The organism is Bradyrhizobium sp. SRS-191, from assembly GCF_024586915.1.
In the GTDB taxonomy this organism is placed as follows: domain Bacteria; phylum Pseudomonadota; class Alphaproteobacteria; order Rhizobiales; family Xanthobacteraceae; genus Bradyrhizobium.
The window spans coordinates 166,193-183,500 of sequence record NZ_JANBVS010000001.1; the positions used below are offsets into that span (position 1 = coordinate 166,193).

The window sequence follows — 17,308 nt, forward strand, 5'->3', positions numbered from 1 at the left end:
TCGGCGCCGAGATCTGGCGCCTGTTCGTCACCGATGGCGTGCCGGCATCCGGGCCCTGGAAGGTGCCGAAGGCCGACATGCAATTGTGGATGGCCGAGGTCGAAAGCCAGGTCGGCAACTTCTTCGACCGCGTCATCGGCATGACCGGTGGCGGCCTGGTCGACGATACCAACCACAAATCCCTGATCGTGCTGCCGGCTGACGGCTCGTCGATCACCGCCACCCTGGATTCGCTCGCTAATCTCCGTTCGGGCTTCGCGGTCAGCTTTCACAATCCAAAGGCCTCGACACGCTTCCACAAGATCGTCACTGACAGCGATACGATCCAGATCCCGCCCTACCACACCCTGACCGTATTTCGGCAGGGGACATCCGGCCTCATGGTCTCCGACCAAGTGCGGCGTCACCGCGCGCAGGGTCTGACGATGTACATGCATTCGGCCGCTTTCAGTGACGGCAGCGACGGGCTGCTATTGTCCGACCCGAAGAAGACGGTTGCTGCGGCTGTTGACGATATCTACCGCAAGTTCGATCTGCAGAACGCGCCCATGACGCTGCAGCCGGCCGGAACCTCGAATGAGTCCGTTGGCCTGCAAGGGCAGTTGACGGGCTTCAACTATCTCAACATTCAGGCGGCCGTTCTCGGTAACTTCACCTGGGGCGCCGGCGCGAACGGTTATTGCTTGTTGGTGCAGGACAATGCCGAGGTCATCTGCAAATATCTAAAATTCACGCGCGGAGCCCAGACGAATGCCATTCTGACTGCGACACATCAGACGGCGGTTGCTGACTTCGACACGTGCGATTTTGGCGATGCCGGCAGCGGCGGCACGCACTGCTCGATGGACCATGGCGGCGGCTCGATGAATTTCGGCGCCTATTCGATATCCGGGCCGGCGGCGACCCATTTGCAGGTCGGAGGTAATTGTTCGGTGACGCAGGCAGGTAGTGTCACCATCACCATCACGGGAACGCCGTCGATCGGGACTTGGTATTCGATCATCGGGTCAGGCGCCAATGTCGCAATGGGATCGGGCGTCTCCTTCAGTGGATCGGTCGCGTCCGGCTGCACCAAATATTTGGTGGCGCTGAATGGCTCGCTGTCCCTCGGCGGCAATACGTTGCCTGGAAGCGTCGCCGGCAGCGCGACCGCTGGCGGCCAGGTTGCTCCGTAGGTCCCTTCGGACAGCGTCCATCAAGGAGAATGATGACATGCGCTATGTCAAGATCAAGCCGCGCGCCGACGCACCGCGGTCGCCGTGCGGCCGCCTGATCTTCATCGAGTGCGGCGAGCCCTGCGCCGACGGTCACAAGCCGCACTTCATCCTGCATGAGGGTGAGGATCTCTGTATTCCCGCCTGGGCGGCGGCCGAGCTCGAGGATCGCGGCCACGAAATCCTCGAGGTCAACGAGATCCGCGATGGCGCCCATGTCGCGCTCGATGGCGTGACCGTCGAGCAGGTCGATATCGTCGCTGAGATCGGCGCGATGCCGGACCATGAGGTCGACCGCTTCCTGCGTCATCACGGCTTTCACGATCACCTGGCGGTCCGAGCGTCGCCGCCTGTGCGCTCCAACCTGAAGGGCCTCACGGCCTCGCTGGGGCAGGCGTTCGGGCGCGTTGCAGCTGCGCCGGGTGACATCAGTGCGGGTGATCTCAGCGCCCGGGCACTCCGCGCAAAAGCGCTGGAGCTGCATCATGCGCGCCAGGCGCGCAGGCGATCGACCGGAAAGACCGAGCAGAAGGGACGACTAAAATGAAGCTGCGATATCTCGCCGGCGCCGCAGCGCTGGCTGTGTTTGGCGCCAGCGCCGCATGGGCCGACTATACGATCAAGGATTCGGCGGCCTCTACCCGCACGATCTTCGCGTTTGTCTGCCAGACAACCAAGATCTGCCCGGCTCATGTGCTGGTCAAGAGTGACGGCACCGAGATCAGCCCGGCCACCGCAGGGCAGCTGCCGGCCGCGTTGACCGGAAGCGGAAACCTAGCGGTCGCCTTGCAGGAGACCAACATCGCCGGCTCCGCTCCGGTGTTGCTCAATGCGCTCGGCACCACGGTGACCACCGTGAAAGCCTCGGCGGGAAGGCTGGTCTATCTGCACTGCTGGAATCCGAACGCCACGGTGGGTTATGTCCAGGTATTCGATATCTCGGGCAGCGTGACGCTCGGCACGTCGACGCCGAAGCTGTCGATGGCGGTTCCTCCTACCAACAGCAACGGCTTCGTGCTGCCTCTCCAGGGGGTGGCTTTCGCGAATGCAATCAAGGTCGCGGCGACATCGACCGCTACCGGTTCGACGACGCCCGGCACGGCTCTCGACTGCAACGCGGCGACGCTCTGATGCGCCGCGTGCTCTTCGTCCTGCTTCTGTTGGGCCTCGCCGTTTCGCCGGCGCTGCCGCAGATCACCACTCTCGGTGCTGGTTCCGTCGGCAAGCAGACGACCAGCTTCAACACGCGGGTCACCAACACCGGCGACATCCGCATCACCAACACGTCTAATACGAGGGTTACGCAATGAGGCAGCTTCTTGCTCTGCTTTTGACGTCGATTGTTCTGTTGCCGCCCTCGGTGCAGGCGGCCAACGTCAATATCTCTGATCTGGCCGCGGCGACGGCAGCCGGCGCAGATCTGATCGAATGCCAGAAGGGCGGCATCAACAAACAGTGCACTGCGGCTGATGTCGCCAACACGGCGAATGCGCTGAACGCAAGCGCAATCACGGGGGGCACGCTGTCGGCAAGCCGCGGCGGCATCGGCACGACGAATGGCATCGTCAAAGGCGATGGCGCCGGCAATGCCTCGGCGGCTGTAGCTGCTACCGACTACGTCAAGCCGGGTGCGTCACTTCAGGCTACGCCGACCAATCCGACCGGTACCGGAGGGACGGTCATGATGGGTCTCGGTGCGACCTGCAAGATCACGCCGTCTGCATCGGGCCGGGTGATGGTCAGCTTCAATTTCGTGAATGCCAACACCGGCGTGTTCACGAATACGGCGCAGATCAAATACGGGACGGGAACGGCGCCATCCAACAACGTCGCGAGCACCGGTACCAGTCTCGGCACACAGAAGGCGGTCTATGAGCCGGTGGCCACCGCAAGCTTGCCCGTGTCGATGTCGGGCTACGTTCTGACCGGGCTCACGGTGGGCACGCAATATTGGTTCGATGTCCTGTTCGGTACCGGTGGGGGCACGGCGACCATGACCTCGGTCGATTGCTCGCTCATGGAGTTCTGAGCATAGCGAGGGTCAACGCTCCAAAGCCGATGCGGTCGGCAAGCCAGATAGCGCTGGCCTGGGCGTCGGCGACGGTTCTGGCACCGGCGGGATGGTGGCTGGCACGCTGGTGGGAATGATGTCCTCGAACGTCAGGGTACGCGTCGCTGGCTCGCAAGCTGTCGTCAGTCCGGCCACAGAGCCGCGTGTACAAGTAGCCCGGTCGCGGTCCGGGTTGATGAACCCATAGACAGCCAGAAGAGCCAGCGATACCGCTAGAACCATTGTCAAAGCGAGGCGCAAAGCAAAAAACTCCAATATAATACCGCTATATATCAACAGGCGGTTCAGCGAAACAACCTAAAATAATAGAACCAAGCGCCGTCTACTGGAAAAATATCCGGCGTCAGCGGGTGAGGCGACGAAAGTCGGGTAGGGCGTCCAGCTCGTTCATGGCGCGCCGCATGCCCGTCTTGGACAGGTGTACGGAATCAATAAAGTTTTCGGCGCTGGCACCGATATCCGAGCGTGCCAAGTCAAAGAAATGGATGCCGATCTGCGATAACCATTTGCGCGTCTCGTTCGCTTCGAAATCGCGCCAGACGCCTGCGTTTGAGTAATAGCGTTCGTCGTGGTCAAGGAAGTCGACGGCATCCTTCAGGATCGGGAGTTGTACTGCGACAAGCGTGATGTGTCGGGCCTTGCACCAGTCGGCGATCCTCTCCAGTTCATGCTTCTGACGCGGCGACATCTCCGGGCCGCCGAAAAACGACCGTTCCAAGTGTCTAGCATTGAGGTCGGTTTTGGCCGCGGCCGCGATGTGATCGGGAGCGAAGTGATAGGCGCCATCGGCGGCAAAGCCCTCCTTGGAGATCATGGCCTGGATGCCAAGATAGGACGTGGCGAGATTCAAGATTTCGGGTCTTTCCCATAGCGTGCGAGCGAAATGGGATGCGCTGGCAATGAAGTAGCGCAATGGTTGGTCGTGGATTTGCTTACGATCCGATGTCTGTCTTTCCCACTCGTCGACGAGGATGAAGTAGTCGAGAGAAAGGATGACCACGTTGGGCTTGGCCACTTGCGTCACCCGGCCTAGCTCGTCGGCGACCTGCCTGGCACTCCAGGCGGTGAATCCGAAATTGTAAAAGCGGCGCGGAGCGAAGTCCTCGGCGGTGAACCCGCCGGCGCGAGATGATCCTATCGCGACGATCTCTGGCCGCACAGCTGCGATCCGTCGCAGCTTGAAGGCCGAGTAGTAGCGGAGGTCAAACGGCAGCGCGATGTGGTCAGGCCATTGAGCCTGAAGGGTGGCCAAAGCTGTTGGCCCAAATCCGACGCCAAACCATGTCGCCAGCGTCAGCAGCGGGACGGCAATCAGCGTTGAGCACAAAGCCACAAGGGCCAGGTACGTCCGCATCCGCAATTCAGAAGCCGGGCGCAACCCTTCCTCGTTCGTCAGGTCCATGACAATCCCCCGTTGACGGGGGCGCACGGTATCAGCGCCCTCCATGCATTGCAATTTAAGCCTTGGAGCCAAGACATGATCGAGCTGACGCGCGAGAGCCTGCGCGCGGTGTTCCCGCGCGCGCCTGAGGCCGTGATCGAGGCGTTCGTCGCCAAGCAGGAGGTGTTGACCAAGGTCGGCGTCAACGCCACGCGGACGCGGCTGTCGTATTTCCTGGCCAATCTCGAGCACGAATGCGCGGGCTTCGCGCTGCCTGGCCTCGAGGAGAGCCTGGCCTATACGCCGCGGCGAATGGCCGAGGTCTGGCCGCATCGCTTCCCCGGCGGCGCCGACCAGGTGCGGGCGCGGTTCGGCACGGCGCCGGGCTGGCAGAACGGGGCGTTCGACGAGATCTACGGCAACCGGATGGGCAACCGGCCGGGCACCCATGACGGCTCGACCTATATCGGCCGCGGCGGCCCGCAATGGACCGGCCGTGACGGCTACCGCGCCTGCCAGGCGCGCACCGGCGTGCCGGCGGTCGATAATCCCAAGGCGGTGTCGCAGCTCGATTTGCAGCCGGAGATCTGCGCGGCGTTCTGGGACTGGAAGGGGCTGAACCGCTTCGCCGACGCCGGCGACTTCAAGGGCGCGGTGAAGATCTGGAACGGCGGCACCAACGGCCTGGCCGACCGGCAGCATCTGATGGCCGGCAACGATCCGGTCATCGCCCGAATGAAGAGCGTCGACCGGATCATGCCGGTCGCCAAGGCGATGCCCGGCAGCCCGCCGAGCGTGAAGCCGCCGAAGGAGGTCGTCGACGCCGCCACGACGAAAGAGCGCCGCCTGCGCAACGCCGCCGCCACGGCCACGGCCGCCGGCGCCGGCAACGAGACCGCCAAGCAAAGCGGATCGACGGTGCATGTGCCGATGCCGCATCCGGTCTCGATCGCGGTGATCGGCCTCGCCCTGGGCGTCGCGCTGGTCGCGACGATCCTGCTGGTCCGCAAGCGCGCCGCGGTGGCCGCCAACTGGTTCTGAGCAAACGGTGCCGATGACTGCGCCCTCGCCCCTTGCGGGAGAGGGCAACGACGGCCGTTCAACGAGCTCGGTTGGGTGAGGGGTATCTCTCGGCGCGGGAGATCGCGGAGGCATACCCCTCACCCAAACGCACCCGCAGCGTCCAGCGTACATGCCCTCTCCCGCAAGGGGAGAGGGCGCAATCATGGCCGCCTGCGCTCTCGGCGGCATCATCCTCGAAAGGATCTGACCATGCTGAAAGACATGTTGCGATGGGTGGCGTTCTGGCTGCTCAACGGCGCCGTGATCGCGGTCGTCTACGTCGTGTGGGTGGGGCCGCTGCTGAAGCGTACGCCGGCGCTGTCGTGGCTGTTGACGGAAGCAAGCGTGCTGGCGGCCATCCGCGAGAAGCTCGCCGGGCTGAAGCAGCGGCTGACTGCGGCGTTCGTCACGATGGCGATCGGCATCGTCTACATGCACGATTCGCTGGCACCCCTGCTGGTCGGCGTCGACACGGCTCCGATCACCGGCCTGATCGCTCAATTTATCCCGCGCGAATATTGGGGGCTCGGCGTCGTGCTGCTGGTGTGGCTGCTGAACTACTTCCGCTCACTGGCGGAGAAGCGGGGAGACGTCTGATGGCCTTGATCGGGGGCTTTCTGACAGGCGGCCTCAGCCTCATCCTGTCGTTCCTCGGCCCGCTGCTGCCCGGGCTCGCCACGACGATCGGCGACACCATCATCAAGTCCAAGCAGACCCAGGCCGCGCGTGAGGGCAAGCAGGACGAGGCGGCGGTGTCGTGGTCGCATTCGTGGCTTTCCTCGGTGACCGAGGCGAACCGATCCCGAGTTCAAGCGCGACGCGACGAGGGGGCCTGGGGGCCGCTCGGATTAATCACCGTCGGCATCGGCTCCGCGTTCGTCTTTCACGTCTGGTTCGTAGTGCTGGATTCCACGCCGTGGTCCCTCTTCGGGCTGCTGGAGCCGCACAAGATCGGGTCGTGGAAAGTGCCGATGCCGGGCGATCTGGCGCAGGTCGAGCTCGAGGTCATTCGCGCGCTCTTCTACGTCGGGCCGCCATCGGCTGCCGCGATCGTCATCGCCAAGGCATTCCGCCGATGACGATGGGCTATCGCAACCGGCCGCGCCGGTCCCATGCCTCCTATGGCGGTTCGCCGATCGCCGGCCGCGTCGTCGTCGTCGCGGTCTTCGCTGTGACCGTGACGCTGGCCGTCAACGGCGTGCCGCTGATGGCTTGGCTCGCGATCCCCGCCGCGGTCGGCGCCGGCATCGCGGTGCTGCGCCCTGAGATGTTCGAGTGACCTGTCGCGTGACGTGCGTCATCGGAGGCAAAAGCGCGCCCGATGGGTGCGCCAACAGGTGGGAATGACAGGTGAGCCAATCGGACAAAGGCACTGACAAGACCGTCAGCGAGAAGCTGGTTGACAGCGTGCTGCTCAAGGCGTGGTCGCGCGCCAGCATGATCGTGGCGACCACGGTGCTGTTGCCGATCGGGTTCTCGATCGGCAATCGCGCGATCTCGTCGATGGACCAGATCGCCGACAAGCTCGACCAGATGCGGATCGCGCAGATCGAGCAGTCCGCCAAGATCGAGGCTCTGCGCATGCAGCTGACGGTGCAGCAGCAGGGCCTCGCCGACCACGAAGCGCGTGTGCGTCAGCTCGAGCGCGGTCCCGTTCTGCGCCAGTAAGTAGCCTTCCTTCGTCATCGCCGGGCTTGACCCGGCGATCCATCCTTTCCGCAAGGGCGATGGATGCCCGGGTCAAGCCCGGGCATGACGACCTTCAATCTTCATCAAAGGACATCTCCCATGACGTGGCTCTCGAATGCCGCGCGGCTGGCGCTGCGCGGCGGCGCCTTTGCGCGGCCGAACTGGCTGTTCTGGCTGGACTTCATCCTCTATCCGCTGCTCGCGATCGGCCTGGTCGTGAGGGATTGCGACGCGCTCGGCTGGCGCTGGGCGGGCCTTGCGGCCGCCGGCTTCCTCGGCTTCACGCTGCTCGAATATTGGATGCACCGGCTGCCGCTCCACGGGCTGCTCTATCACGGCTCGCACGAGCGGCATCACACCCATCCGGCCGAATATGTCGTGTTTCCGATCTGGTACACGCCGCCGATCTTCGCGGGCGCGTGGATGGTGCTGTCGGTCGCGCCCTTCGTCGGCTTCATCATCGGCTATTGCTGGTTCCTGGTCTGGCACCACGTCCTGCACCACGCCGACCTGAATCGCTTCCCCTCCGCGGTCCGCCGCTACGCGCTGTGGCACCTCGCGCACCACCACGATCCCGGCTGCAATTTCGGCATCACCTTGCCGCTCTGGGACTATCTGTTCGGCACCTGGCGCGCCGCGCCGCAGTCCGGCGGGAGGGCGTGATGCTGTCCGCGATCGCCGTTCTCATCGCCACCGTGGCGCTGTGCGTCATCATGGTCGGCCTGTTCGGCTGGGGACCGCCGCGCGACGGCCGTGGCGTGATGCGCCAGCGGATCATCCGCGTGCTGCTGGTGGTGGGTGGCCTGTTCGCGCTGATGGTCGCCGCGGTGCTGTTCGGCGCCGCCAGGCCTGCCTTCGCCCGCGACCTCGGCCAATGGGGCGGCCAGGATCCGGACCTGCGCGCCTGGTACGAGAGCCTGATGCAGCCGGACGTGCCGACGGCGAGCTGCTGCGGCGTGGCCGACGCCTATTTCTGCGACGACTACCGGCTGCACGGCGGCAAGGCCGTCTGCACCATCAGCGACGACCGCCCGGACGGCCCGCGCGGCCGCCCGCATATCGACATCGGCACCGTGATCGAGATTCCGCCGTACAAGCTGAAATGGGACGCCGGCAATCCCACCGGCCACGGCATCATCTTCCTTAGCCGCAATCGCTATGTCTTCTGCTACGTGCAGCCGGGAGGGGTGTGATGCGCAAGCCCCCGAAACCGTCGCGCGAAGAGATCGAGCGCCGTCAGCGCGAGGAGCGTGAGGCTGCGCTTGGCCGGATGCGCGATCACGACGTCGCGCGCGGACGCCTGGAAGGCTGGAACGGCGGACGCGTCAAGCCGCTGATCCGCGACGACGAGTGAACCCGCGCCGGCCGGCTGCCCGGCATTCCCATCGAACTGGAGATCATCGTGAGCTATTCATTCAACGTGTCTGCCTCGACCAAATCTGACGCAAAGACGGCGGTGGCGGCAAAGGTCGACGAGATGATCGTGAGCCAGCCGATTCACGCGCGCGACAAGCAGGCCATCCTCGCCAACGCATCGGCCGTGATCGACCTGCTGTCCGATACCGTCCCGGAAGACCATTACGTCGCCGTCAGCTGCAGCGGTTATGTCAGCTGGACCGACGTCGCGCTGAAGTCGGACGGCAGCAATGCCGCTGAAATCCCGCTGAAGACGGCTTCGATCTCGGCGGTCGCCAGTTACTTCAAGCCGGTCGTGTGACGCCAATCTCGTCATGGCCGGGCTCGACCCGGCCATCCATCGCCTGCGCAAATTTGCGCAGGCCTCAAGGGTAGAGGCCCCCAGCCTCTCACAAAGACCCAAGTTGCTCAGGACCTGGCCCGGCCGCGCGGATGCCTCCGCGCGCCGGGCTTTTTGTTAAAGCCCGTAAGCTTCGCGCGTTTGCCGGGGATGGGCATTCAGGCCGCGGCAGATGCGCTCGGCCATCTCGGCGCAATCCGTCATCCCGGCCGGCTTGTGCGTGACGCAATTGGTCGAGAACACGATCACTTCGTAGCACTCGCCCTGGTGCAAAACATAGGCGCACGGGCCTTCCCAGAGGATCTTGGTGTCCTTGAAGCGGGGAACGGGAGGGAATGCGCAATCGATCGGCCTGGTCATGGGGTTTTGCTCGTCATGGAAACGGAGTGAGTGAAGCCCACCGGACCGGTGGAGGCAGCGAAGGGAAACTCCCTTGCCGGAAACCCTCTGACGTTCCCCCGCGTCGGCCCCTTTGTTTCGAAGGGCAATTCCGACGCGGCCTAGGTGGGTCGCCGGTGGACTTCACTCTATGCAGACATAGTAAACCGACGCTTTACGTTAGTAAAGCAATACTTTACGAAAAGAGCAGGGATTTTTTCATTTCAGACGTAAATCGTCACTTGACGTTTAGTATAGTGAGACTATACTAATTGCATGATCAAGACATATCGACACACCGGGCTGAAAGAGCTATTCGAGGGCGGCAGGACTGCCCGGATCGACGCCAAGTTTCACGGCCGCTGCATCGAGGCCCTGGACATTCTCAACCGCGCTCCCGACCTGCGGGCGCTGAACCTGCCGAGCCTGCGGCTGCATCAGCTGAAGCAGTTCAAGCCGCTGCGCTACTCGATCTGGATCAGCGGCGCTTGGCGGATCACCTTCGAGTGGGATAAAGGAGACGCCTACCGTGTTGACTTCGAGCAATATCATTGAGGGGGGCCAGCGCGCCCCTTGCGGAGAACCGATGACCGAGCACAAGGCAGGGCCGCGTCGGCGGCCGCCGACGCATCCGGGCGCGATCGTCAAGCGCGAGCTCGAGGCGCTCGGCCTGTCGGTCTATGCGGCAGCGCCTCTGATCGGGGTGACGCGGATGGCGCTCGGCAATATCGTCGCCGAAAAGTCGGCCGTCTCTCCCGATATGGCGCTGCGGCTCGGCAAGTTCTTCGACAATGGTCCCGAGATCTGGATGGGGCTGCAGGCCGATGTCGATCTCTGGAACGCGCGCGCCAGGCTGAAGGACGATCTTGCGAAGATCAAGCCGGCGTCGCGTGGCGCGGCCAACGGCCAGTCGGATTGAGCCGCTACTCCAGGTCTTCGGCCATGGCGTCCATCAGCTTGCGGACGTCGACCATCGTCAGGCGTCCGTCGGAGGGACGCAGATATTCGCGCAGGGCCCGACACTGGCGCGCTGCGATCTCGTCTTTCGGCAATCCCGGGCCGGCCGCCTTGTAAGCCTCGAGATCAGCCATGAAAGCCTGCGCGATGGCGGTCGGCAGTTCGAGCGGCTTGCGCGCCATCAGTGCCTCCGCCGATGGCGCGCGGCAAGCTCGGCCAGCGCGTCCTCGACGTCCTCAAGCTCGGCCGGATCGATCGCCGGCGTCTCGGCCTCGATCAGTGCGCGGTTGCAGATCGGGCAGGGATCGCCGGCCGCTCCGCAGCGGCACCCGCGCGGGCCGCTCCAGGGCAGGCTGGTGTGGGCTTCGCAGACGAAGCCGGTGTCGTCGCAACGCAGACAGGTCGTCATAAAGGATCGATTCCGCTGACGCGCTTGGGTTCCGTACCCGCTGACGGCTCGAGGATCTTGGGCGCATCAGCCCCGCCGCTTGGCGGAGCTAGTCCGCCCGGTCCGGCCGGAAACTAGGTGCCCTTGCAATCGGAGCCGCGGTGCACTAGATTCACCTTGCGAGGTTAACCTGGGACACCTCGTGAGAGGACACTAATATGAAAACTTGGAGCGCATTCAATGCTTAACCCGTTCGGAAAAGCGCTGCGCAAGCTGCGAATCGATCGGGGATGGCTTCTCAAGGACATGGCGCAGGGAATCGGAGTGGCCACCTCGTTCTTGTCAGGTGTTGAGACCGGCCGGAAATCGATTCCGGCAGGACTTGTTGAGAAGATCGCGGGCTGGGCACAGCTCGCGAGCGACGAGGCGAACAAGCTGCATCAAGCTGCAGCCACGTCTCAACGGGAGTTCAAGATCACCGTGCGGCCGGATTTCTCCGATGGGGATCGCGAAGCGGCAGCACTTTTGGCTCGTTTTGGCGAATTGCCCCGCGAGAAGCGGGACGAGCTTCACCAACTTCTTAAGAAGAAGTTCCTATGAGCGATATCTACTATCAAGCTCCGGCACGATCCGGTGACAACATCGAAAGCTTGGCGGACGCGGTCCGCCAAGCCTTCAATCTAACTCATCAAGACTTCTTTCCGGTCGTCCCCTTCGTCGAGCTTGGCCTGCAGCATATGCAGCCCGGAATAGAATTCGATATCGTCGAAGGGGATCTTCTGGGCGCGCGGATGGGGGCTGTAAATCCTCTTACTGGCGCGTTCATGATTCGCGAGGACGTGTATGAAGGTGCCGTACGGCACGAGCCCAGGCATCGCTTCACGGTGGCGCATGAGGCTGGTCACGCGCTAATGCACGTAGGGACACTCAATCGAGTGCCGATCCCGGGCGCAAAGATCCTGACTTACTGCGACCCGGAGTGGCAGGCAAACCGATTTGCTGGCGCATTGCTCATGCCCCGACACTTGGTGTGGCATGCTCGGACGATCGACGAAATAACAACTCGTTTCGGTGTGAGCCGGGAAGCCGCAAAGGCTCGGATCAAAACGCTGAAGATTGGCATTTCCATATGAAAAGGCCATCTCGCTTGGCAGGGCGGGATGGCCTTTTTTGTCTTCGAATTGCCGGCGCGGTTCGAAGGTCACGATCGACAATTGGATTGGCAGCTTGGTCTTGGCAACCTGAGCTTTACTCGCCTTTCCTCGACGTCGCAACACCCGCCGGAGAAAGGAAGACGCTCCACATGGCAAAATATACGCACCCTAAGCAGCCGCGCAACGTGATCTTTCGACGTTATCGCAAGCTGCCTAACGGCACCGTTCTCGACGCCCACGACTATGGGCTGAAGGCGTGGCCGATCTACCTCAACGGCAAATCTAGCTAACTGGTGTTAATGCCAGGTTTACCAAGTGGTTCCCCGCGGCTGGCCGGTCGCGGGGAACGTAGGTGAGATTCTGCTGACGGGCGCATGACGGCGTCCGGATTCCCAGAAGGGGCGTGGCTCTCCGAATTCACTCATGAGGAGGGGTCTTTCAGCGCCCCTTGCGCGACGATCTTAAGCGCCTCGCCAGGCAACGGGCGTTGCAGCGCCTTGGCTTCGTCCCAAGGCGCGCGCAGCCAGACATCGTGCTCCTCAGCCGTGTTCAGGACGACCGGCATCGCTTTCGGATGGATGGTTGCGACGACGGCGTTTGGCTCAGTAGTAAGAAAGCCATAGAGGTCGCAGGTGACCTCGCCCTCCTTGATCTTGCGCACGCTGGTCCAGGTGGTCCAGAGGCCGGCGAAGCAGAGCAAGGGGCGGCTGTCGTCAGCAGCGAACCAGACCGGCACCTTCTTGCCGTCGACCGTGTCGTATTCGCTGAACGAGGTGAACGGCACCAGGCAGCGGTTCGCTGGCGCCAGCCAGCGCTTCCAATGGGCGCTGCCGACGTTGCGGATGTTGGTGGTGCCGCTGTCGGGCTCGAGGCGCAGCAGCTCCTTGAAGTCGACCGCCTTGCCTTTCTCCTCGAGCTTCTGCGCGCGGCGTTTTGCGGCGTCCATCTGCGCCTTCTGCGACGACGGCATGCCCCAGCGCGCCATGACGAGCTCGCGGCCGTCGGCGCCGTTGCGCACGATCGGGGCTAACGTGTCGGGAAAGATGCCGGGCAGGGAAGGCAGGTTGCCGGTGTGGTCGTGGTCGGGCGCGATGCCGAACAGGCGGCGGATCGCGTCGACGTTGCGGGTCATGGAATAGAGGTTGCACATCAGCGCGTCCGGGCCCGGGGCTCGGGATCCGGCGCGGCGCAGGTCAGCCGGAGGATATGCGCCCGCTGGCGGCCCCATTTGCGGGTTTCGCTGCACGGCTCGCAATACAGCGCCGATTCGAGTTTCCAGATCGGTGTCGCCGGCGGCCTGTTGAGGGCGCGCAAGCCGACCAGCGAAATCCGCCGGCAGCGGTTGCACTTGGCCTCAAGCAGATCGAAGCCGGCATTGAGCGCCATGGCGAGGGTCGGATTGGCTTGCGGTTCGCCCGGCGCCGGCATCGCCGGGCCGCCCGCCCACATGATCGCGTTCCAGGCCTCGCATTCCAGCCGGTCGGCCTCGCGCAGTTTCTCCTCGGCCGCGCTGCGGACGGCTTGCGACTGCGCAAAATAGCTGTCGTGCAGACCGCGGGCCTGGCGCAAGCCCTTGGCCTGCGCCTTGCGGTCGCCGCCGGACAGCGGGATCTGGATGACGCGCGGGGACATGCCCCATTGATTCCCGAGAACGGCCCCCAAGGGAAGCCGCTAGGGGTAGGGCCTGCCGGCGCGGCGCACCGCAAGCGCGGCCCGGGCACGCGGACTAGGTCAAGCGAGGATCGCCTTGCCGGCCTCGGTCAGCCGGACATAGGTTCCGCTCTCGTGCAGCCACAGCCAGCCGCGCGCGACCGCCAGGTCGAGGCCGGCCTTGTACTCGGCCGGCGCCGCCTTCAGCTCCGTCAGCATCGGCCAGTTGATCTTCTCGATGTAGATGCGGTTGTCGTAGACCGGCTCGATGCCGGCGGCGATCCGGACGAGCTCGCGGGCGGCTAGCTCGGGATCGGCGTAGCGGCTGGGGGAGACGAATTTCATGGCAGGGGTGATAGTCCGCCGAACGAAGCTTGAACAGAGTTTGCCAACCCGAGCGCTTACATTGTCAACCCTGGCAGCGGCGTCACCGCCGCTGCGCGTTGAAAGGAGCGTAATATCAAGGGGGAAGTGGTGAGCGCGCCGGGACTCGAACCCGGGACCCCATGATTAAAAGTCACGTGCTCTACCGGCTGAGCTACGCGCTCGCTCCCAAGGAAGCGGTGTGACGGCTGGACCGTCACTGTCCGGATCGTCGACAGGATAACATCAGAACGCTTGCGGCGTGGCTGTGGTTCACTGCGGGCTGCGGGAATGGGGGCGACCCCCCTGGCCCGTGGGCCGCATGCTGTCGTGCGGGCTGTGTAGGGGGTGGGTCCGTTCCGGTCAATAGGGCGGGCGGGTGAAACCACAGGGGGCGTGGGTGGGGTGGACGGGAGTATGTCGCGGCGGCGGGGGCCTCGTGGTTCGAGACGCGCCGTCGAGGGACGGCGCTCCTCACCACGAGGGTTGGAACCCGGCCATGACGGTGTTGGTGGGGATAGGCGCGCGCAACTGCCGCCCTCCGCCGTCCTCACACCTTCTCCACCACCTTCGTCGCCGCGGCGCTCAGCGGCGCGGGCTGCATTCCTGGGCCGGCCAGTTCCGGCACCCAGACCGGTCGCAGGCCGATCAGTTCGGCGGTGCGGACCTTGGCGTGGCGCCAGAAGTCGAAGGAGTTGATGCGGGACATCTCCAGGACGGCGATGGCCACCGCTGAGAGGAACGGCAGGCTCTCCAGGATCAGGACGGCGGCGAAGATGTAGAGCTCGGTGATCGCCTGATAATTGGTCGTGATCAGGATGGCGGCGCCGATCAGGAGCAGGGCGCCGATGACGGCCTCCCAGAACGCCTGGAACTCGATCGACATCCGCGACAGGCCGCCCTTGGACGTTCTGGCAAAGGCGAGGTGCTCGGTGATCAGGCCCTGCGCCACGGCGCGGCTGACCGTCCATTGCACCGACATCGCCGCGATCATCGCGCCCAGCATCTGCCAGGGCCTCACCGCGACGCGCAGGCGGTAGAGGATCAGGAAGTGGGCGAGCGAGACCACGAAGGCGGCGATGATCGGGATGGTCAGGATCCTGTCGGGGATGGCGATGCCGGCGAAGGCCACGATCGGAACCCAGATCAGGTTCAGGATCGCCACGACCACGCCGAGGCTCTCGGCACCGAGCCAGTTGAGCCAACCGAGCGAGAATTCGCGCTTCTGGTCCGCCGTCAGCCGGCTGCGGCCGGGCAGGAAGCGCTGCCAGTGCTTCTTGACGATCTGGAAGCCGCCATAGGCCCAGCGATGGCGCTGCTTCTTGAACGCCTCGTAGGTGTCCGGCAGCAGGCCCGAGCCGTAGCGGGTCGCGGTGTAGTGGGTCTTCCAGCCGAGCTCCTGGATGGCGAGGCCGAGATCGGTGTCCTCGCAGATCGTGTCGCTCGACCAGCCGCCGGCCATGTCCATCGCGGCGCGGCGGATCAGGCACATCGTGCCGTGCACGATGATCGCGTTCTCCTCGTTGCGCTGGACCATGCCGATGTCGAAGAAGCCGGCATATTCGCCGTTCATGATGTAGTGCATCAGCGACAAATCCTCGTCGCGATGCTCCTGCGGCGCCTGCACCAGGCCCACGGCGGGGTCGGCGAAGGCCGGCACGAGGTCGGAGAGCCAGTCCGGCGTCACGACATAGTCGGCGTCGATGATGCCGATGATCTCGGCGTCGGCGGCGGTGCGCTCCATGGCGATGCGCAGCGCGCCGGCCTTGAAGCCCTTGACCTTCTCGGCGTTGATGAACTTGAAGCGCTCGCCGAGCATGCGGCAGTGATCCTGGATCGGCTGCCAGAACGCCGGATCGGGCGTGTTGTTGATGATGCAGACGACCTCGTAGTTCGGGTAGTCGAGCCGCGCCAGCGCATCCAGCGTCTGCTTCATCATCTCGACCGGCTCGAAATAGGCGGGCACGTGGATCGAGACCTTCGGGCAATAGCCTTGCGGCATCGCGGCACGCTCGCGCGCGACCCTGTCGCGGGTGAGCAGCCGGCGCGGCTCGCGGCCGAAGGCGATCGCGGCGATCTCCTCGATGCGGGCCATCGCGATCAGGATCAGGGGCACGAGCAGGGTCAGGCCGAGTGTCAGCGCGAAGGCCGAACCCCAGACGAAATAATGCACGTTCCAATAGGCGAAGACGTTGGAGACCCACGCGCCGACGCCATGCGCCGTGATCGCGAGCACCATCGCCTGCAGCACCGTCGGCTGGCGCAGCCGCACGATCGGCAGGGACAGCAGAACGCCGACCAGCAGCGCGATGCCCGCGAGCTTCCAGTAGTCCGGGTTCACGATCGGGCCGGTCCACGAGAACTTGGCCTCGCGCGCGGCGGTGAGCAGGCCCCAATAGGGACCGACGCCGCCCTCGAAATATTTCCAGGGCACGTCGATGCTCTCGACGATGTTGTAGTCCATGCCGATGGCTTCGGCGCGGGCGACGAAGTTGCGCAGCACCCAGGCCTGCTGGAACGGGCCGGGATCGGAGATGCCGCGATTGTAGCCCTGGCTGGGCCAGCCGAATTCCGCGATCACGATCCGCTTGCCGGGGAATTTTTCGCGCAGCAGCTGGTAGCGGTCGACGGCCTGGTCGACGGCCTGGGTGCTGTTGAAGTACTCCCAGTACGGCAGCACGTGCGCGGCGATGTAGTCGACGTTGGAGGTGAGCTGCGGATAGTCGCGCCACAGATTCCAGATCTCGCCGGTCGTGACCGGAACGGTGACCGACTTCTTGACCCGCTTGATGTAGTCGATCAGTTCGTCCGGCTTGAGCTCGCCGCGGTACAGCGTCTCGTTGCCGACGACGATGCCGATGACGTTGCTGTTGCGGCGGGCGAGCTTGATCGCGGTCGCGACCTCGTTCTCGTTGCGGATCGCGTCCTTGTCGAGCCAGACGCCGAGCGTGACCTTCAGTCCGGCCTCGGCCGCCAGCGGCGGCACCTGCTCGAGGCCGCCGGTGGACGAATAGAGCCGGATCGCGCGCGTCATGGTCGCGAGCTTCTTCATGTCGGCCCGGATGCGTTCCGGCGAGGCGACGGTGTCGACGTCGGGATGGGCGGTGCCTTCGTGCGGATCGTAGGAGACGCTCGGCAGCATGCCGGTGAAATCGGGCGCGCTCTGCTTGGTTTGCAGGAGGCCCCACAGCGCGGCATGCGCGGCGGCGACGAACAGGATGACGGCTGCGGTCAAGCGCATCGGT

The 17,308-nt window shown here is 64.3% G+C and carries 27 protein-coding genes and 1 tRNA gene; 19 read left to right on the forward strand and 9 right to left on the reverse strand.

Translation table 11 applies throughout. The features are described from left to right. The first annotated feature begins 89 nt into the window (after positions 1-89). The 5 genes from NLR35_RS00950 to NLR35_RS00970 are packed head-to-tail and all read left to right on the forward strand — an operon-like array spanning position 90 to position 3,243. Positions 90-1,175: a hypothetical protein gene (locus tag NLR35_RS00950; protein ID WP_257164694.1), complete on the forward strand. Its 1,086-nt coding sequence runs from the start codon at positions 90-92 to the stop codon at positions 1,173-1,175. A gap of 37 nt (positions 1,176-1,212) precedes the next feature. Continuing rightward, the gene (locus NLR35_RS00955) at positions 1,213-1,761 is read left to right on the forward strand and encodes a hypothetical protein (RefSeq protein ID WP_257164695.1); all 549 of its coding nucleotides are present in this window, start codon (positions 1,213-1,215) and stop codon (positions 1,759-1,761) included. Further along, on the forward strand, positions 1,758-2,345 hold the full coding sequence (locus NLR35_RS00960; RefSeq protein WP_257164696.1) for a hypothetical protein: 588 nt from the start codon (positions 1,758-1,760) through the stop codon (positions 2,343-2,345). The genes NLR35_RS00955 and NLR35_RS00960 overlap by 4 nt, the downstream gene beginning before the upstream one ends. Next, on the forward strand, positions 2,345-2,524 hold the full coding sequence (locus NLR35_RS00965; RefSeq protein WP_257164697.1) for a hypothetical protein: 180 nt from the start codon (positions 2,345-2,347) through the stop codon (positions 2,522-2,524). Before NLR35_RS00960 ends, NLR35_RS00965 begins: the two co-directional genes overlap by 1 nt. After that, positions 2,521-3,243 carry a hypothetical protein gene (locus NLR35_RS00970; RefSeq protein ID WP_257164698.1) on the forward strand — a complete coding sequence of 241 codons (723 nt, stop codon included), beginning with the start codon at positions 2,521-2,523 and terminating at the stop codon, positions 3,241-3,243. The genes NLR35_RS00965 and NLR35_RS00970 overlap by 4 nt, the downstream gene beginning before the upstream one ends. A gap of 385 nt (positions 3,244-3,628) precedes the next feature. Here NLR35_RS00970 and NLR35_RS00975 read toward each other — a convergent pair whose 3' ends face one another. Next, on the reverse strand, positions 3,629-4,687 hold the full coding sequence (locus NLR35_RS00975; RefSeq protein ID WP_257164699.1) for a hydrolase: 1,059 nt from the start codon (positions 4,685-4,687) through the stop codon (positions 3,629-3,631). 75 nt (positions 4,688-4,762) lie between these two features. Here NLR35_RS00975 and NLR35_RS00980 point away from each other — a divergent pair, with 75 nt between their 5' ends. The 9 genes from NLR35_RS00980 to NLR35_RS01020 all read left to right on the forward strand — a co-directional run bounded on the left by NLR35_RS00980 (position 4,763) and on the right by NLR35_RS01020 (position 9,134). Next, the gene (locus NLR35_RS00980) at positions 4,763-5,707 is read left to right on the forward strand and encodes a glycosyl hydrolase (RefSeq protein ID WP_257164700.1); all 945 of its coding nucleotides are present in this window, start codon (positions 4,763-4,765) and stop codon (positions 5,705-5,707) included. Positions 5,708-5,938: 231 nt separating this feature from the next. After that, entirely contained in the window at positions 5,939-6,325 is a 387-nt protein-coding gene (locus tag NLR35_RS00985) for a hypothetical protein (RefSeq protein ID WP_257164701.1), read from the forward strand. Next, positions 6,325-6,807, forward strand: coding sequence for a hypothetical protein (locus tag NLR35_RS00990; protein WP_257164702.1), 483 nt, complete (start codon positions 6,325-6,327; stop codon positions 6,805-6,807). Before NLR35_RS00985 ends, NLR35_RS00990 begins: the two co-directional genes overlap by 1 nt. Further along, positions 6,804-7,007, forward strand: a complete 204-nt coding sequence (locus NLR35_RS00995) for a hypothetical protein (RefSeq protein WP_257164703.1) — start codon at positions 6,804-6,806, stop codon at positions 7,005-7,007. Before NLR35_RS00990 ends, NLR35_RS00995 begins: the two co-directional genes overlap by 4 nt. Positions 7,008-7,078: 71 nt before the next feature. Continuing rightward, positions 7,079-7,396 carry a hypothetical protein gene (locus NLR35_RS01000; RefSeq protein ID WP_257164704.1) on the forward strand — a complete coding sequence of 106 codons (318 nt, stop codon included), beginning with the start codon at positions 7,079-7,081 and terminating at the stop codon, positions 7,394-7,396. 120 nt (positions 7,397-7,516) lie between these two features. Then, positions 7,517-8,080, forward strand: coding sequence for a sterol desaturase family protein (locus NLR35_RS01005; RefSeq protein ID WP_257164705.1), 564 nt, complete (start codon positions 7,517-7,519; stop codon positions 8,078-8,080). Next, positions 8,080-8,610 carry a hypothetical protein gene (locus NLR35_RS01010; protein WP_257164706.1) on the forward strand — a complete coding sequence of 177 codons (531 nt, stop codon included), beginning with the start codon at positions 8,080-8,082 and terminating at the stop codon, positions 8,608-8,610. The genes NLR35_RS01005 and NLR35_RS01010 overlap by 1 nt, the downstream gene beginning before the upstream one ends. Then, complete coding sequence (locus tag NLR35_RS01015) at positions 8,610-8,771, forward strand: hypothetical protein (protein ID WP_257164707.1); 162 nt, start codon at positions 8,610-8,612, stop codon at positions 8,769-8,771. Before NLR35_RS01010 ends, NLR35_RS01015 begins: the two co-directional genes overlap by 1 nt. A 48-nt stretch (positions 8,772-8,819) precedes the next feature. Then, positions 8,820-9,134 carry a hypothetical protein gene (locus NLR35_RS01020; protein WP_257164708.1) on the forward strand — a complete coding sequence of 105 codons (315 nt, stop codon included), beginning with the start codon at positions 8,820-8,822 and terminating at the stop codon, positions 9,132-9,134. A gap of 156 nt (positions 9,135-9,290) precedes the next feature. On the opposite strand, the gene NLR35_RS01025 is transcribed toward NLR35_RS01020, so the two are convergent. Next, positions 9,291-9,533: a hypothetical protein gene (locus NLR35_RS01025; RefSeq protein ID WP_257164709.1), complete on the reverse strand. Its 243-nt coding sequence runs from the start codon at positions 9,531-9,533 to the stop codon at positions 9,291-9,293. Between the two features lie 294 nt (positions 9,534-9,827). Between NLR35_RS01025 and NLR35_RS01030 the strand changes: the two genes are divergently transcribed. Further along, positions 9,828-10,106 carry a type II toxin-antitoxin system RelE/ParE family toxin gene (locus tag NLR35_RS01030; protein WP_257164710.1) on the forward strand — a complete coding sequence of 93 codons (279 nt, stop codon included), beginning with the start codon at positions 9,828-9,830 and terminating at the stop codon, positions 10,104-10,106. 31 nt (positions 10,107-10,137) lie between these two features. Then, entirely contained in the window at positions 10,138-10,470 is a 333-nt protein-coding gene (locus tag NLR35_RS01035; protein ID WP_257164711.1) for a HigA family addiction module antitoxin, read from the forward strand. 4 nt (positions 10,471-10,474) lie between these two features. On the opposite strand, the gene NLR35_RS01040 is transcribed toward NLR35_RS01035, so the two are convergent. After that, entirely contained in the window at positions 10,475-10,690 is a 216-nt protein-coding gene (locus NLR35_RS01040) for a hypothetical protein (protein WP_257164712.1), read from the reverse strand. Further along, the gene (locus NLR35_RS01045) at positions 10,690-10,917 is read right to left on the reverse strand and encodes a hypothetical protein (RefSeq protein WP_257164713.1); all 228 of its coding nucleotides are present in this window, start codon (positions 10,915-10,917) and stop codon (positions 10,690-10,692) included. The genes NLR35_RS01040 and NLR35_RS01045 overlap by 1 nt, the downstream gene beginning before the upstream one ends. 219 nt (positions 10,918-11,136) lie before the next feature. Here NLR35_RS01045 and NLR35_RS01050 point away from each other — a divergent pair, with 219 nt between their 5' ends. The 3 genes from NLR35_RS01050 to NLR35_RS01060 all read left to right on the forward strand — a co-directional run bounded on the left by NLR35_RS01050 (position 11,137) and on the right by NLR35_RS01060 (position 12,340). Continuing rightward, positions 11,137-11,496 carry a helix-turn-helix domain-containing protein gene (locus NLR35_RS01050; protein ID WP_257164714.1) on the forward strand — a complete coding sequence of 120 codons (360 nt, stop codon included), beginning with the start codon at positions 11,137-11,139 and terminating at the stop codon, positions 11,494-11,496. After that, positions 11,493-12,029 (forward strand): ImmA/IrrE family metallo-endopeptidase, encoded by a 537-nt coding sequence (locus NLR35_RS01055; protein ID WP_257164715.1) that lies wholly within the window; start codon positions 11,493-11,495, stop codon positions 12,027-12,029. The genes NLR35_RS01050 and NLR35_RS01055 overlap by 4 nt, the downstream gene beginning before the upstream one ends. 170 nt (positions 12,030-12,199) lie before the next feature. After that, positions 12,200-12,340, forward strand: a complete 141-nt coding sequence (locus NLR35_RS01060) for a hypothetical protein (protein WP_257164716.1) — start codon at positions 12,200-12,202, stop codon at positions 12,338-12,340. Between the two features lie 131 nt (positions 12,341-12,471). Here the strand turns inward: NLR35_RS01060 and NLR35_RS01065 are convergent, their stop codons facing one another. The 5 genes from NLR35_RS01065 to NLR35_RS01085 form a co-directional block, all read right to left on the reverse strand. Then, a complete protein-coding gene (locus NLR35_RS01065) occupies positions 12,472-13,200 on the reverse strand; it encodes an SOS response-associated peptidase (protein WP_257164717.1) in 729 nt (242 codons plus the stop codon). Then, entirely contained in the window at positions 13,200-13,682 is a 483-nt protein-coding gene (locus NLR35_RS01070; protein WP_257164718.1) for a hypothetical protein, read from the reverse strand. Before NLR35_RS01070 ends, NLR35_RS01065 begins: the two co-directional genes overlap by 1 nt. 99 nt (positions 13,683-13,781) lie before the next feature. After that, on the reverse strand, positions 13,782-14,045 hold the full coding sequence (locus NLR35_RS01075) for a hypothetical protein (protein WP_257164719.1): 264 nt from the start codon (positions 14,043-14,045) through the stop codon (positions 13,782-13,784). A 127-nt stretch (positions 14,046-14,172) separates the two neighbouring features. Continuing rightward, positions 14,173-14,248, reverse strand: a tRNA-Lys gene (locus tag NLR35_RS01080). A 365-nt stretch (positions 14,249-14,613) separates the two neighbouring features. Further along, positions 14,614-17,304, reverse strand: a complete 2,691-nt coding sequence (locus tag NLR35_RS01085; protein ID WP_257164720.1) for a glycosyltransferase — start codon at positions 17,302-17,304, stop codon at positions 14,614-14,616. Positions 17,305-17,308: the final 4 nt, after the last annotated feature.

Coding starts and splice junctions, on each gene's coding strand:
- NLR35_RS01030 (WP_257164710.1), top strand. CDS start 9,828: ATGATCAAGACATATCGACACACCGGGCTGAAAGAGCTATTCGAGGGC.
- NLR35_RS01050 (WP_257164714.1), top strand. CDS start 11,137: ATGCTTAACCCGTTCGGAAAAGCGCTGCGCAAGCTGCGAATCGATCGG.
- NLR35_RS01075 (WP_257164719.1), bottom strand. CDS start 14,045: ATGAAATTCGTCTCCCCCAGCCGCTACGCCGATCCCGAGCTAGCCGCC.
- NLR35_RS00970 (WP_257164698.1), top strand. CDS start 2,521: ATGAGGCAGCTTCTTGCTCTGCTTTTGACGTCGATTGTTCTGTTGCCG.
- NLR35_RS01060 (WP_257164716.1), top strand. CDS start 12,200: ATGGCAAAATATACGCACCCTAAGCAGCCGCGCAACGTGATCTTTCGA.
- NLR35_RS01015 (WP_257164707.1), top strand. CDS start 8,610: ATGCGCAAGCCCCCGAAACCGTCGCGCGAAGAGATCGAGCGCCGTCAG.
- NLR35_RS01045 (WP_257164713.1), bottom strand. CDS start 10,917: ATGACGACCTGTCTGCGTTGCGACGACACCGGCTTCGTCTGCGAAGCC.
- NLR35_RS00985 (WP_257164701.1), top strand. CDS start 5,939: ATGCTGAAAGACATGTTGCGATGGGTGGCGTTCTGGCTGCTCAACGGC.
- NLR35_RS01085 (WP_257164720.1), bottom strand. CDS start 17,304: ATGCGCTTGACCGCAGCCGTCATCCTGTTCGTCGCCGCCGCGCATGCC.
- NLR35_RS01040 (WP_257164712.1), bottom strand. CDS start 10,690: ATGGCGCGCAAGCCGCTCGAACTGCCGACCGCCATCGCGCAGGCTTTC.
- NLR35_RS01035 (WP_257164711.1), top strand. CDS start 10,138: ATGACCGAGCACAAGGCAGGGCCGCGTCGGCGGCCGCCGACGCATCCG.
- NLR35_RS00995 (WP_257164703.1), top strand. CDS start 6,804: ATGACGATGGGCTATCGCAACCGGCCGCGCCGGTCCCATGCCTCCTAT.
- NLR35_RS01005 (WP_257164705.1), top strand. CDS start 7,517: ATGACGTGGCTCTCGAATGCCGCGCGGCTGGCGCTGCGCGGCGGCGCC.
- NLR35_RS00960 (WP_257164696.1), top strand. CDS start 1,758: ATGAAGCTGCGATATCTCGCCGGCGCCGCAGCGCTGGCTGTGTTTGGC.
- NLR35_RS00965 (WP_257164697.1), top strand. CDS start 2,345: ATGCGCCGCGTGCTCTTCGTCCTGCTTCTGTTGGGCCTCGCCGTTTCG.
- NLR35_RS01010 (WP_257164706.1), top strand. CDS start 8,080: ATGCTGTCCGCGATCGCCGTTCTCATCGCCACCGTGGCGCTGTGCGTC.
- NLR35_RS00975 (WP_257164699.1), bottom strand. CDS start 4,687: ATGGACCTGACGAACGAGGAAGGGTTGCGCCCGGCTTCTGAATTGCGG.
- NLR35_RS01025 (WP_257164709.1), bottom strand. CDS start 9,533: ATGACCAGGCCGATCGATTGCGCATTCCCTCCCGTTCCCCGCTTCAAG.
- NLR35_RS00980 (WP_257164700.1), top strand. CDS start 4,763: ATGATCGAGCTGACGCGCGAGAGCCTGCGCGCGGTGTTCCCGCGCGCG.
- NLR35_RS01065 (WP_257164717.1), bottom strand. CDS start 13,200: ATGTGCAACCTCTATTCCATGACCCGCAACGTCGACGCGATCCGCCGC.
- NLR35_RS00955 (WP_257164695.1), top strand. CDS start 1,213: ATGCGCTATGTCAAGATCAAGCCGCGCGCCGACGCACCGCGGTCGCCG.
- NLR35_RS00990 (WP_257164702.1), top strand. CDS start 6,325: ATGGCCTTGATCGGGGGCTTTCTGACAGGCGGCCTCAGCCTCATCCTG.
- NLR35_RS00950 (WP_257164694.1), top strand. CDS start 90: ATGGCCGAGGTCGAAAGCCAGGTCGGCAACTTCTTCGACCGCGTCATC.
- NLR35_RS01055 (WP_257164715.1), top strand. CDS start 11,493: ATGAGCGATATCTACTATCAAGCTCCGGCACGATCCGGTGACAACATC.
- NLR35_RS01070 (WP_257164718.1), bottom strand. CDS start 13,682: ATGTCCCCGCGCGTCATCCAGATCCCGCTGTCCGGCGGCGACCGCAAG.